General features: G+C 72.0%; 8 protein-coding genes and 1 pseudogene. 4 read left to right on the top strand and 5 right to left on the bottom strand.

The window, feature by feature from the left end; genetic code table 11:
* The coding region (locus tag ACIBVQ_RS40295) for a beta-ketoacyl synthase N-terminal-like domain-containing protein (RefSeq protein WP_399184215.1) at window positions 1-4850 on the bottom strand (4850 nt) is incomplete at its 3' end.
* Between the two features lie 478 nt (window positions 4851-5328).
* On the opposite strand from ACIBVQ_RS40295, the gene ACIBVQ_RS40290 reads away from it, so the two are divergent.
* Window positions 5329-6747: an acyl-CoA carboxylase subunit beta gene (locus ACIBVQ_RS40290; protein WP_399184213.1), complete on the top strand. Its 1419-nt coding sequence runs from the start codon at window positions 5329-5331 to the stop codon at window positions 6745-6747.
* 10 nt (window positions 6748-6757) lie between these two features.
* Here the strand turns inward: ACIBVQ_RS40290 and ACIBVQ_RS40285 are convergent, their stop codons facing one another.
* From ACIBVQ_RS40285 to ACIBVQ_RS40275, 3 genes are all read right to left on the bottom strand, one after another.
* Window positions 6758-7372, bottom strand: a complete 615-nt coding sequence (locus ACIBVQ_RS40285) for an FMN reductase (RefSeq protein ID WP_352015786.1) — start codon at window positions 7370-7372, stop codon at window positions 6758-6760.
* Window positions 7373-7403: 31 nt separating this feature from the next.
* Window positions 7404-8501: an LLM class flavin-dependent oxidoreductase gene (locus ACIBVQ_RS40280; protein WP_352015785.1), complete on the bottom strand. Its 1098-nt coding sequence runs from the start codon at window positions 8499-8501 to the stop codon at window positions 7404-7406.
* A gap of 77 nt (window positions 8502-8578) precedes the next feature.
* Window positions 8579-9052 (bottom strand): hypothetical protein, encoded by a 474-nt coding sequence (locus ACIBVQ_RS40275; RefSeq protein WP_362771932.1) that lies wholly within the window; start codon window positions 9050-9052, stop codon window positions 8579-8581.
* A 267-nt stretch (window positions 9053-9319) separates the two neighbouring features.
* Between ACIBVQ_RS40275 and ACIBVQ_RS40270 the strand changes: the two genes are divergently transcribed.
* The 3 genes from ACIBVQ_RS40270 (at window position 9320) to cydB (ending at window position 12651) form a co-directional block, all read left to right on the top strand.
* The gene (locus ACIBVQ_RS40270) at window positions 9320-10168 is read left to right on the top strand and encodes a universal stress protein (protein WP_399184210.1); all 849 of its coding nucleotides are present in this window, start codon (window positions 9320-9322) and stop codon (window positions 10166-10168) included.
* A 100-nt stretch (window positions 10169-10268) separates the two neighbouring features.
* Complete coding sequence (locus ACIBVQ_RS40265) at window positions 10269-11654, top strand: cytochrome ubiquinol oxidase subunit I (RefSeq protein ID WP_399184208.1); 1386 nt, start codon at window positions 10269-10271, stop codon at window positions 11652-11654.
* A 13-nt stretch (window positions 11655-11667) separates the two neighbouring features.
* Window positions 11668-12651, top strand: a complete 984-nt coding sequence (gene cydB / locus ACIBVQ_RS40260; RefSeq protein ID WP_352015781.1) for a cytochrome d ubiquinol oxidase subunit II — start codon at window positions 11668-11670, stop codon at window positions 12649-12651.
* A 24-nt stretch (window positions 12652-12675) separates the two neighbouring features.
* On the opposite strand, the pseudogene ACIBVQ_RS40255 reads toward cydB, so the two are convergent.
* Window positions 12676-12781, bottom strand: a pseudogene (locus ACIBVQ_RS40255) (DNA-binding response regulator); the annotation flags it as partial.

Here is a 12781-nt window from a genome sequence, read left to right as displayed (position 1 = left end):
GCGGTGGGGTGGATGTTCCAGGAGGCGAGCAGGTGGTGCAGGGCGGTGTGGAGGGTGAACAGGGCGGGTTGGGTGTAGAGGGTGTGGTTGAGCAGCTCCTCGTGGGCGGGGTCGAAGATGACGTCCTTCAACGCAACAGGGAGGTGCCGGTCGAACAGGGCGGTGACCTGGTCGAAGGCGTGAGCGAAGGCGGGGTAGGTGTCATACAGGGTTCGGCCCATGCCGGTGCGTTGGCTGCCCTGGCCGGCGAAGAGGAACGTCACCCGGGGTGTGCCTTTGGCGGGGTGGGAGTCGGTGAGCGCCCGTAGCTTTCCGGCCAGTTCGGCGGGTGTGTCGCCGAGGACGACCGCGCGGTGTTCGAAGGTGGCGCGGGTGGTGGTCAGGGAGTGGGAGACGTCCTCGGGGCGCAGCTCGGGGTGGGTTTCCAGGTGGTCGGCCAGGCGGGAGGCCTGGGCCGCCAACGCCGCCGCCGAGCGGGCCGACAGGGGAAGCGCGACGGGGGCGGGGTTGGGCTGTTCGTCGCGGGGTTCCGGGGGTGTTTCCGGGGCTTGCTCGATGATGACGTGGGCGTTGGTGCCGCTGATCCCGAACGACGAGACACCCACGCGGCGGGGCCGTCCGTTCCGGGGCAACGGAACGTTCTCGGTCAGCAGCCGGACCCCGCCCCCGGCCCAGTCGACGTGTTCGGACGGCTGGTCGGCGTGCAGCGTCCTGGGCAGGATCCCCTCCCGCAGGGCCTGCACGACCTTGATGACACCGGAGACTCCCGCGGCGGCCTGGGTGTGGCCGATGTTGGACTTCAGCGACCCCAGCCACAGGGGCCGGTCTTCGGGGCGGTCCTTGCCGTAGACCGCGATGAGCGCCTGCGCCTCGATCGGGTCGCCGAGGGTGGTTCCGGTGCCGTGGGCTTCGACGGCGTCGACGTCGGTTGAGGTCAACGCGGCGTCCCTGAGCGCCTGCCGGATCACCCGCTGCTGCGCGAGGCCGTTGGGGGCGGTGAGGCCGTTGGAGGCGCCGTCCTGGTTGATCGCGGTGCCCCGGATCACGGCCAGCACCCGGTGCCCGTTGCGCCGGGCGTCCGACAGCCGCTCGACCAGCAGGAGGCCGACGCCCTCCGCCCAGCCGGTGCCGTCCGCGGCGCCGGAGAAGGCCTTGCAGCGGCCGTCAGGGGCGAGCCCGCCCTGCCGGGAGAACTCGGTGAACATCCCGGGCGCCGACATGACGGTCACCCCGCCCGCCAGCGCCAGGTCCGACTCCCCGGAACGCAGCGAACGGACCGCCAGGTGCAGCGCGACCAGCGACGACGAGCAGGCGGTGTCCACGGTCACCGCGGGCCCCTCAAGGCCCAGGACGTAGGAGATCCGGCCGGAGGCGACGCTCGCGGTGGTGCCGGTCAGCGCGTACCCCTCGGCCCCCTCTCCGGTCTCGTGCAGGCGCGGACCGTAGTCCTGTGGCGTCAGCCCGACGAACACCCCGGTGCGGCTGCCCCGCAACGTCTCGGGCACGATGCCGGCGCGTTCGAGGGCCTCCCACGCCGTCTCAAGCAGCAGCCGCTGCTGCGGGTCCATCGCGGCGGCCTCCCTGGGGCCGATGCCGAAGAACTCGGCGTCGAACCGGTCGGCGTCGTGCAGGAAACCGCCCTCCCGGGTGGTCGAGGTGCCGGGCCGTACGCCTTCGGGGTCGTGGAGCGCGTCCACGTCCCAGCCCCGGTTGGCGGGGAAGACACCGATCGCGTCGGTGCCGTCGAGCACCAGTTCCCAGAGGGCCTCGGGGGTGTCGGCGCCGCCCGGCCACCGTCCCGCCATCGAGACCAGCGCGATCGGCTCGTTCTCCTGGCCCCGCCGGTCGTCCTCGGCGGAGGGAACGTCCGCCGTACGGCCCTCGGCCGTCGCCTCCAGATGCCTGGCCAGGGCGAGCGGGGTCGGGTGGTCGTAGGTGACGGTCGTGGGGATCGTCAGGCCGGTCGCCGAGGACAGGCTGTCGCGCAGCTCGACGGCGCCGAGCGAGTCGAGCCCCAGATCCCTGAAGGTACGGCCCGCCTCGACGGCCCCCGGGTCCTCGTGGCCGAGGACTTCCGCGGTGGCCGAGACGACCAGGCCGAGCAGTTCCCGGGCCTGCCCGGACGGCCTGGCGACAGGATCCGGGACAGGTGGCCCGCCGAGCGGCGGCGGTACGGGCTCGGTGGCGTCGATCCAGTGGCGGTCGCGCTGGAAGGCGTAGAGGGGCAGGGGAACGCGGCGCGCGCCGGGACGCAGCGCGGCCGTCCAGTCGACGGGGGCGCCGTGCGTGTACAGGTGGGCGAGCGCCAGCAGGAACCGGTCCAGGCCGCCGTCGCCACGCCGCAGCGTCCCCGTCACCACCCCGTCGGAGGAGCCGGGCGCGGCGCTCTCCAGGATTCGCTCAAGCCCGGTGGACAGGATCGGGTGCGGGCTGACCTCGACGAACACCGTGTGGCCGTCGGCCAGGGCGCCACGTACGGCCCGGTCGAACTCGACCGTCTGCCTGAGGTTGCGGTACCAGTAGTCGGCGTCGAGCGTGGCGGTGTCGAGCGGACCTCCGGTGACGCTGGAGTAGAACGCGACGCCGGTGCCGCGCGCGCCGTACCGGGGGAGGAACTCCAGCAGCCGGTCCCGCACCTCCTCGGCGTGCGCGGAGTGCGAGGCGTAGTCGATCCGCACCCGCCGTACGGGGACGTCCTCGGCCTCGTAGTGGGCGACGAGTTCGTCGAGCGCGTCGGCGTCACCGGAGACCACGGTCGTGTCGGGGCCGTTGACGGCGCCGATGTTCAGCCGTCCCTCCCAGCGGGCGAGCGTGGCGCGGACCCGCTCGACGGGCAGCGGGAGCGAGGCCATCCCGCCCCGCCCGGAGATGGCGGCGAGCGCCTGGCTGCGCAGCACCACGATCGCGGCGGCGTCGTCCAGGGACAGCGCCCCGGTCACAGCGGCGGCGGCGAGTTCCCCCTGCGAGTGGCCGATCACGGCGTCGGGGCGGACGCCGAACGACTCCCACAGCCGGGCCAGCGCGACCATGACCGCGAACAGCGCGGGCTGGACGACGTCCACCCGCTCCAGGGAGGGCGCTCCCGGCTTCTGCCACAGCACGTCGGTCAGGGACCAGTCCACGTGTCGTTCGAGGGCCTCGGCGACGGTCCGCAGGTGCCCGGCGAACACCGGGGAGGACTCGGCCAGCCGCCTGCCCATGCCCGCCCACTGCCCGCCCTGGCCGGGGAAGACGAACACGGTTCCGCCGAGTTCACGGGCCGTGCCCCGCACGGAGCCCCTGACCGGCTCGCCCGCGCCGAACGCCCTGAGCCGCTCGCGCAGCTCCCCGCCCTCGGTCCCCACGAACACCGCCCGGTGGCCGAACGCCGTCCGGGTGGTGGCCAGTGAGAACGCGACGTCCGGCACGTCCCCGTCGAGTGCGGGGGAGGCGGCCAGCCTCGCGGCCTGCGCGCGCAGCGCGGCGGGCGTCCCGGCGGACAGGACCAGCGGTACGGCGACGGCCTCCGCGGCCGGTTCCGTGGTGACCTCCTCCCGGGTGCCGGAGGGCGCCTCGCCCAGGACGACGTGGCAGTTCACGCCGCCGACCCCGAAGGAGCTGACCCCCGCCACAAGCGGGGCGTCGGGGCGGGGCCAGGGCCGTGCCGTACCGGAGGCGACCCGCAGGTTCAGCGCCTCGAAGTCGATCAGCGGGCTGGGGGTCTCGAAGTTGAGGCTGGGCGGCACCTCCCGGTTACGGATGCTCAGCACGGCCTTCAGCAGCCCGGCGATGCCCGCGGCCCCCTCCAGGTGGCCGATGTTCGTCTTGACCGAGCCGACGAGCAGCGGCTGCCCGGCGGGGCGGCCGGCGCCGAGGGCCGCCCCGAGCGCGGCGGCCTCTACGGGGTCGCCGACCCTGGTTCCGGTGCCGTGCAGCTCGACCACCTGTACGGCGGAGCCCTCGATCCCGGCCCTGCCCAGCGCCAGGCGTACGACCTCCTCCTGGGCCGTGGCGTCGGGCACGGTCAGGGCGCTGGTCGCGCCGTCGTTGTTGACCGCGCTGCCCAGGATGACGGCGTGCACCTCGTCCCCGTCCGCCAGCGCCTGGTCGAGCGGCTTGAGCACGACCAGGCCGCCGCCCTCCCCACGCGCGTAGCCGTTGGCGCGCGCGTCGAAGGTGAAGCAGCGTCCGTCGGGGGACAGGCCGCCGAACCGGTCGGCGGTCACCGTGCTCTCCGGCACGAGGTTGAGGTTGACGCCACCCGCCAGCGCGACGGCCGACTCCCCCGAACGCAGGCTCTCGCAGGCCAGGTGCACCGCGACCAGCGCCGACGACTGGGCCGTGTCGACCGTCAGGCTCGGGCCGCGCAACCCGAGGAAGTAGGACACGCGGTTGGCGAGGATTCCCCTGGTCAGCCCGGCGAGGGTGTGCCGGGTCACCGCGTTCGCACCGTTCCGGTAAACCAGCGTCGCGTAGTCGGAGGCCATCGCGCCGAGGAACACCCCCGAGGCCGTCCCCGCCAGCGTGGCGGGCGGCAGCCCGGCGTCCTCCAGCGCCTCCCAGGCCAGTTCGAGGACGAGCCGCTGCTGGGGGTCCATGGCCGCGGCCTCACGGGGGGAGACGCCGAAGAACCCGGCGTCGAACAGGTCGACGCGGTCGAGGAAACCGCCCTGCAGCCCCGCGATCCCGGGGTCGGCCCGCAGCCGGCCCTCGGACGGCTCACCGGTCGCGTCGTGTCCCGACCGCAGCAGCTCCCACAGGTCCGCCGGGTTCGGCGCGCCGGGCAGTCTGCAGGCGAGCCCGATGACCGCGATCGCCTCCCCACCGTTCCGCTCCCGCCGCGTGCTCTTCTCCGGCTTATTTCCTGCCATTGTGAAAACCCGCCTCTTGTCGTGCCTTCTTCGATCCGTTCGCGCTCCGGATATCGACTTCCGGGAGTTGTGGCGCGGGTGGTGGCCGCCCAGCGGACGTCGCAATTAAAAGGCGCGTCGGCAAGAATTCGGTGAGATCGCACAGCCGTGGGGGAAAGGATTCTCCCTGTTCGGTCTCTTCCGGCGGGCGGCGGTGTTACGTGGGCGGAACCCGGTGGGACTCAGCGACAGGCCCGGTCGGCCCGCCGTACGTCCCGGCACGGATGGTCGGTCGCGGTTATTTCCCTGTTCACGCTACGAAGGTCGCACGCATTTCCCTACAAAGTCAAGCGGGATTGAGGGTTTTTTGGGCCTCTGACCTGCCATAAGGCTTCCTTTGTCGTTACTCATTAAGAATCGTGATTGGACGTTCCCGTGATGCCGCGCCTAGCGTGCCAATAAGCATCGGCGGTTAAAAGAGAAGACACGGGAGCGCTTCATGACGGTTGTCGCGGCGGCACCGGGGGAGATCGGCCGCGATTCCAGGCACCCGGGGGACAGGCTCGCCCGGCTGCTCGACCCGGGATCGGTCACCCCGCTGCACCCGGAGGACCGCAGCGGCGTGCTCGCGGTCAGGGGGCTGGCCGGCGGGCATCCGGTGGTCGCGTTCTGCACGGACGCCACGGTCATGGGAGGGGCCCTGGGCATCGCCGGGGCACGGCACATCGTGGCGGCGGTCGACGAGGCCGTACGGCTGCGCGTCCCGGTCATCGGCCTGTGGCACTGCGGGGGAGCGAGACTGGGCGACGGGGTCGAGTCGCTGCACGGCGCGGGGCTGGTCTTCGCCGCCAACACCCGCGCCTCGGGGCTGGTGCCGCAGATCTCCGTGGTCCTCGGCCCGGCGGCGGGGGCGGCGGCCTACGGGCCCGCGCTCACCGACGTGATCGTCATGTCCGAGCAGGGCCGGGTCTTCGTGACCGGCCCCGACGTCGTCCGCAGCGTGACCGGTGAGGACATCGACATGGAGCGGCTCGGCGGCGCCGACGCCCACGGCCGCCGCTCGGGGGTGGTGCACGTGGTCGCCGCCGGGGAGGAGGACGCCCTCCTGCGCGCCCGGCGGATCGCGCTCGCCCTCGGTGCCCAGGGAGACTACGACCTCGACGACCTCGACGAGGGCCGCGACCCCGCGGCGCTGCTGCCCCCCTCTCCCCGGCAGGCCTACGACGTCCGGCCGCTGGTGCGCGTCCTGCTGGACGAGGGCGAGCGGTTCGAGGAGTTCCAGCCCCGCTGGGCGCCGAACGTCGTCGTCGGGCTCGGCCGTCTCGCCGGGCGCTCCGTCGGTGTGGTGGCCAACAACCCGCTGCGCAAGGGCGGCTGCCTGGACGCCCTCTCCGCGGAGAAGGCCGCCAGGTTCGTGAGGATGTGCGACGCCCTGGGGGTTCCACTGGTCGTGCTGGCCGACGTCCCCGGTTACCTGCCGGGCGTCGCCCAGGAGTGGGACGGGGTGGTCAGGCGCGGGGCCAAGCTTCTGCACGCCTTCGCCGAGGCCCGGGTCCCCCGGGTGACGGTCGTCCTGCGCAAGTCGTACGGCGGCGCCTACATCGCGATGAACTCCCGCGCGCTCGGCGCGACCCGGGTCTTCGCCTGGCCGGACGCCGAGGTCGCGGTCATGGGCGCGGAGGCCGCCGTCGGGGTCCTGCACCGCAGGCGGCTGGCGGCGGCGCCGCAGGAGGAACGCGCGGAGCTGCGGGCCAGGCTCGTGGAGGAGCACGAGCGGGACGCGGGCGGTGTGCGCAGGGCGATCGACCTCGGCGTGGTGGACGAGGTGATCGACCCGCGCACGACCCGCCGCCGTGTCGCCGAGGCGCTGGCCGGGGCTCCGGGGGAGCGCGGCCACCACGGCAACATCCCGTTGTGAGGGCCTGCCGTCACAGGCGCAGGGCCGCCAGCCGCTCCTCGAACGGCACCGCCTCCCCGGCGCCGGTCGTCGCCTGCCCGTGCCGCATCAGGCCCGCCAGTTCCCCGGCCGCCCTCGTGACACGGGTGGCCAGATCCTCCCCCTGCGAGCCCGCGCTCGTGCCCCAGTCCTCCGAGGCCGCGTAGACGGCCGTCGGCGCGACGACCGCGCGCAGGTAGGCGAACATCGGGCGCAGGGCGTGCTCAAGGGCCAGGGAGTGCCGTGCCGTACCTCCGGTCGCCCCGACGAGCACCGGCTTGCCCGCGAGCGCGGTGTGGTCGATCACGTCGAAGAAGGACTTGAAGAGCCCGCTGTAGGAGGCCGTGAAGATCGGCGTCACGGCGATGACGCCGTCCGCCCCGGTCACGGCCTCGATCGCCTCGTCCAGCGCGGGGGACGGGAAGCCGGTGACCATGTTGTTGGCGATGTCCCTCGCCAGGTCGCGCAGCTCGATCACGCGCACCTCGACCTGGCGCTCCGGTTCGAGGTGCTTCCTGGTCGCCTCGGTCAGCCGGTCGGCCAGCAGGCGCGTCGAGGACGGCTTGCCGAGACCCGCCGAGACGGCGACGAGCTTCAGGGCTGTCAACGTTCTCTCCTTCTCGTGTTCCGTACGGCTTCTATCGGGCCTCGGCGGTGTCGCGCTCCCGCTCCGCGGCGACGAGGGCGGCGTGGGTCGGGCCGTCGGGCACCCCTTCGGGCCGTCCGGCGGCGAACTCCCTGCGCAGCACGGGCACGACCTCCTCGCCCAGGATGTCGAGCTGCTCCAGCACGGTCTTCAGCGGCAGGCCCGCGTGGTCCATCAGGAACAGCTGGCGCTGGTAGTCGCCGAAGCTCTCCCTGAAGGTCAGGGTCCTGTCGATGACCTCCTGCGGGCTGCCGACCGTGAGCGGGGTCTGCTCGGTGAACTCCTCAAGTGAGGGGCCGTGGCCGTACACGGGCGCGTTGTCGAAGTAGGGCCGGAACTCGCGCACCGCGTCCTGGGAGTTGCGGCGCATGAACACCTGGCCGCCGAGCCCGACGATCGCCTGCTCCGGGGTGCCGTGCCCGTAGTGGGCGAAGCGCTCCCGGTACAGCTCGACCAGGCGCTGGAAGTGCTCCTTGGGCCAGAAGATGTTGTTGGCGAAGAAGCCGTCGCCGTAGTAGGCGGCCTGCTCGGCGATCTCGGGGCTGCGGATCGAGCCGTGCCAGACGAACGGCGGCACGCCGTCCAGCGGCCTGGGCGTCGCGGTGAAGGACTGCAGCGGGGTGCGGAAGCGGCCCTGCCAGTCCACGACGTCCTCGTGCCACAGCCGGTGCAGCAGCGCGTAGTTCTCGATGGCCAGCGGGATGCCCTGGCGGATGTCCTTGCCGAACCACGGGTAGACCGGGCCGGTGTTGCCCCGGCCGAGCATCAGGTCGACCCGCCCGTCCGCCAGATGCTGCAGCGTCGCGAAGTCCTCGGCGATCTTGACCGGGTCGTTCGTGGTGATCAGCGTCGTGGCCGTGGAGAGGATGAGCCTGTCGGTCCTGGCGGCGATGTAACCGAGCAGGGTCGTCGGCGACGACGGCACGAAGGGCGGGTTGTGGTGTTCTCCGGTCGCGAAGACGTCCAGCCCGACCTCCTCGGCCTTGAGCGCGATGGCGACCGTGGCCTTGATCCGCTCGTGCTCGGTGGGCGTCCTGCCCGTGGTCGGGTCGGTCGTGACGTCTCCGACGGTGAAGATTCCGAACTGCATGATCCTCGCCGCCCTCCCTCTTGGTTGAAGTTTCAACTACGGGAACAGGGTGCGGTTCCCGGCTATTCCCGTCCCCGTCAGCGCCTTCCCCTTCGGCGGCCAGGGCGGGTGAGCCGGTCGTAGACCACGGCCGTCGTCAGCCCGTAGGCGAGATGCGGCAGGAGGTCGGAAACCCACGAGGCCGCGTCCCAGCGCCGCGGGTCGGTCACCCCGGCCGCCGCGAGAGGGATGTCGCTCGCGGCCATCGCGGCCAGTGACAACCCGAGCGCGGCCAGCGGCAGCGCCGGGCGCCGTCCGCCGGGGAGCAGGCCGTACAGCACGCCGACCCCGAGACCGGCGGTGTAGCCCAGCAGCGCTCCCAGGCCCGTACGCCTGCTGTCGCCCTCCTCGCCGTGCCCCAGGTCGATCCCGGCCCGTCCCGCCAGCTCGTCCGCGGCCTCGGCCGGGACGTCGCTCGCGGGACGGCCGCGCACGACCATGTCCAGGTAGCCGACGGTGTCCAGGGCGGTGATGCCCGCCGCGGCGGCGGTGACTCCGGCTGTGAGATTCATGTGCGTCCCCCGAATCCGTGTGCGCGGGCCCCCGGTCTCCACGGTTCGTCTCCCCGCGGAAACCCCGGCGGGCGATCCCCTGAATATGCCCAGCCGGGGCGGGCCGTACCCGCCGTATCGGTCGTGCCCGCTGTGTCCTCCACGGGCGCCCGGATGGTTCGTCCCGCCCAGGGAGGGGACACAGGTCCCGGCCGAAGGGGACCTTCGGCCGGTGAGTCCCGGGGCGGGACGGTGATCGGATGAGGACAGACGTGACAGGAGGCCGGGATGACGGCACATGTGGTGGTGGGGACCGACGGTTCACCCTCGGCGGAGGCCGCGGTCGGGTGGGCGGCAGAGGACGCGGTACGGCGCGGCGGCGCGCTGCGGATCGTCCACGTGCGCGAGGACTGGCGGCGCGGGACCCCGAGGGAGCTTGAGGAGTCCCTGACGGAGGAGGCGAGGGGAGTGCTGGAGACCGCCGCGAGCCTCGCGCGCGGGCGCGCCCCCGGCGTCGACGTCACCACCTCCCTTGAGAAGGGCAGGCCCGTCGAGGTCCTGCGGCGGGAGGCGGAGGACGCCGAGCAGATCGTGATCGGCAGCCGGGGCCGGGGCGGGTTCGCCGGGCTGCTGCTCGGCTCCGTCTCACTCTCGCTGGCCGGGCACGTGGCGGTCCCCGTCGTGGTCGTCAGGGGCGAGGAGCACGGAGGGCACGGCGGAGTCGTCGTCGGGTTCGACGGCTCGCCCGAGTCCGAGGCCGCACTGGAGTACGCCTTCGGGGAGGCCGCCCGCCGCGGCGCCGGGCTGCGTGCCCTGCACGCCTGGCAGCTGCCCGTCATGGCGGTCGGCTCCGTTGCCTACACACCGCTGATCGAGGACATCTCCGGCACCGAGGAACGGCTCGCCACCGAGATCCTGGCGCCGTGGCGGGAGCGGCATCCGGAGGTCGAGGTCGAGCAGACGGTGCTGTTCGAGCACCCCGTGTTCGCCCTCGGCGAGGCCTCCAAGGCCGCCGACCTGGTGGTCGTCGGGTCACGGGGGCTGGGCGGGTTCGGCTCGGCCGTACTGGGATCGGTCAGCCACGGGGTCCTGCACCACGCCTCCTGCCCGGTGGCCGTGGTACGGGCCAAGGCCTGAGGGGTAATGGTCAGAACATAAGTCCTTTTAAGGGAGGCCCGCAGTTCCGCGGCGGGTCTCCCGGGTTCCGGGACGGCATCTGTGAGACGGAGCACCACCCATGGACGTCTTGGACCTGTCGCGCTGGCAGTTCGGGATAACGACGGTCTACCACTTCTTCTTCGTCCCGCTGACGATCGGCCTGTCCGCCGTCGTGGCCGGTCTGCAGACGGCGTGGTACCGCACGAGGAAGCCCGCCTACCTGCGGCTGACGAAGTTCTTCGGGAAGCTCTTCTTGATCAACTTCGCGATGGGGGTGGTGACCGGCATCGTGCAGGAGTTCCAGTTCGGAATGAACTGGAGTGACTACTCCCGTTTCGTCGGTGACGTGTTCGGCGCCCCGCTGGCGATGGAGGGCCTGATCGCCTTCTTCCTCGAATCCACCTTCCTGGGCCTGTGGATCTTCGGATGGGACAGGCTGTCCCCCGGACTGCACCTGGCGACGATCTGGGCGGCGGCGATTGGCACCACCATTTCCGGATATTTCATCCTTGCTGCGAATTCGTGGATGCAGCACCCGGTCGGCTTCAGGCTCAACCCGAAGTCCGGCCGCGCCGAACTCGTCGACATCTGGGCGGTGCTCACCAACTCCACGAACCTGATCACCTTTCCGCACGTCATCTTCGGCGCGTTCGTCTCGGCCGGGATGTTCGTCGTCGGGGTGAGCGCCTGGCAGCTCCTCAAGAAGAGGCACGTGGACCTGTTCCGCCCCGCCGCCCGCCTCGGGATGGTCGTCACCCTGGCCGCGGCGCTGGGCGTCGTGATCAGCGGCCACCTGCAGGCGCAGATCATGACCAGGCAGCAGCCGATGAAGATGGCCGCGGCCGAGGCGCTGTGGGACGACGAGACCTCCGCAGGCTTCTCGATCTTCGCCGTCGGCGACGTCCGCAACGGCCGGAACCACATCAACATCCAGATCCCGTACGGCCTGAGCCTGCTGGCGACCGACACCCTGCACGGACGGGTCGAGGGCATCAACGACATCCAGGCCCGCTACCAGCTGAAGTACGGCCCCGGTGACTACCGGCCCATCATCGGCCTCACCTACTGGTCCTTCCGTCTGATGATCGGGTTCGGCGTGCTGGCCGCCCTGGTCGCGCTGGCCGGTCTGTGGCTCATCAGGGGGAACCGGCTGCCCAGGAGCCGCTGGCCGTACTGGGTCGCGGTCTGGGGGATCGGCCTGCCGCTGCTCGCCAACTCGCTGGGGTGGATCTTCACGGAGATGGGCCGCCAGCCGTGGACCGTCTTCGGGCGGATGCGCACCGCCGACTCGGTCTCACCCGGTGTCGGCGTCACCGAGGCCGCGATCACCCTCAGCGGGTTCACCCTGCTCTACGGGGTGCTCGCGGTGATCGAGGTCGCGCTGCTGATGAAGTTCGTCCGGCGCGGCCCGGAGGACGAACCGGAACCGGAGAGCACGGGCGAGGCGCCCGTCCTGTCCTACTGACCAAGGAACGTTCATGGAGCTCACGACCGTCTGGTTCCTGCTCATCGCCCTGCTGTGGACCGGTTACTTCGTCCTGGAGGGCTTTGACTTCGGGGTCGGTGTCCTGCTGCCGGTCCTCGGCGGGGACGACGACGACCGCAGGTCGATCCTGGCCACGATCGGGCCGGTCTGGGACGGCAACGAGGTCTGGCTGATCGTCGCGGGAGGCGCGACCTTCGCCGCCTTCCCCGAGTGGTACGCCACCCTGTTCTCCGGCTTCTACCTGCCGCTCTTCCTCATCCTGGTCGCGCTGATCCTGCGTGGCGTGGCCATCGAGTACCGCGGCAAGAGCGACAGCCCGCGGAGCTGGGACCGGGCCATGTTCCTCGGCTCCCTGCTGCCGGCCTTCCTGTGGGGCGTGGCGTTCGCCAACATCGTCAGGGGCGTCCCGCTGGACGCCGACCACGAGTACACCGGTTCGCTGCTCACCCTGCTCAACCCGTACGCCCTGCTGGGCGGCCTGGCGACGCTCACCCTGTTCACCCTGCACGGCGCCGTGTTCCTGACCCTGCGCACCGGCGGCGACCTACGGGCCCGCTCGGCCGCCCTGGCCGGGAGACTGGCCGTCGGCGCGCTCCTGGTGGGCGGCGCCTTCCTGCTGGCCACCCAGCTCACCGTGGGCAAGGCCGCCACCTGGGTCACCGTCGCGGTGGCCGCCGCGGCGATCGCGGGCGCGCTCCTGGCGACGCTGCGCGGCCGGGACGGCTGGGCGTTCACGGCCAGCGCGGTGGCGATCATCGCGGTCACCGTCACGCTGTTCGGCAGCCTGTGGCCCAACGTGATGCCCGCGCTCGACCCGGCCAACAGCCTGAACGTGCGCGACGCGGCCTCGACGCCCTACACGCTGACGGTGATGACCTGGGTCGCGGTGATCTTCACCCCACTCGTCCTGTTCTACCAGGGGTGGACCTACTGGGTCTTCCGCCGCCGGGTCACCGGCGCCCGCGTGGGGGCGTGAGGCCAGGAGAGCGCGGGAGCGCTCTCACCGGTCGCGGTCCGTCTTCATCCGCGCCGCCAGCGCGGCCACCTGGGTACGGCGCTGCATGTTGAGCTTGGACAGCAGGTTGGACACGTAGTTCTTCACCGTC

The organism is Streptosporangium sp. NPDC049376 (assembly GCF_044466505.1).
GTDB lineage: Bacteria > Actinomycetota > Actinomycetes > Streptosporangiales > Streptosporangiaceae > Streptosporangium.
This window is presented reverse-complemented; position numbering and strand designations above follow the sequence as displayed.

Excerpts from the sequence above, each read along its gene's own strand:
- ACIBVQ_RS40290 (WP_399184213.1), top strand. The coding sequence starts at position 5,329 with ATGACGGTTGTCGCGGCGGCACCGGGGGAGATCGGCCGCGATTCCAGG.
- ACIBVQ_RS40280 (WP_352015785.1), bottom strand. The coding sequence starts at position 8,501 with ATGCAGTTCGGAATCTTCACCGTCGGAGACGTCACGACCGACCCGACC.
- ACIBVQ_RS40275 (WP_362771932.1), bottom strand. The coding sequence starts at position 9,052 with ATGAATCTCACAGCCGGAGTCACCGCCGCCGCGGCGGGCATCACCGCC.
- ACIBVQ_RS40270 (WP_399184210.1), top strand. The coding sequence starts at position 9,320 with ATGACGGCACATGTGGTGGTGGGGACCGACGGTTCACCCTCGGCGGAG.
- ACIBVQ_RS40265 (WP_399184208.1), top strand. The coding sequence starts at position 10,269 with ATGGACGTCTTGGACCTGTCGCGCTGGCAGTTCGGGATAACGACGGTC.
- cydB (WP_352015781.1), top strand. The coding sequence starts at position 11,668 with ATGGAGCTCACGACCGTCTGGTTCCTGCTCATCGCCCTGCTGTGGACC.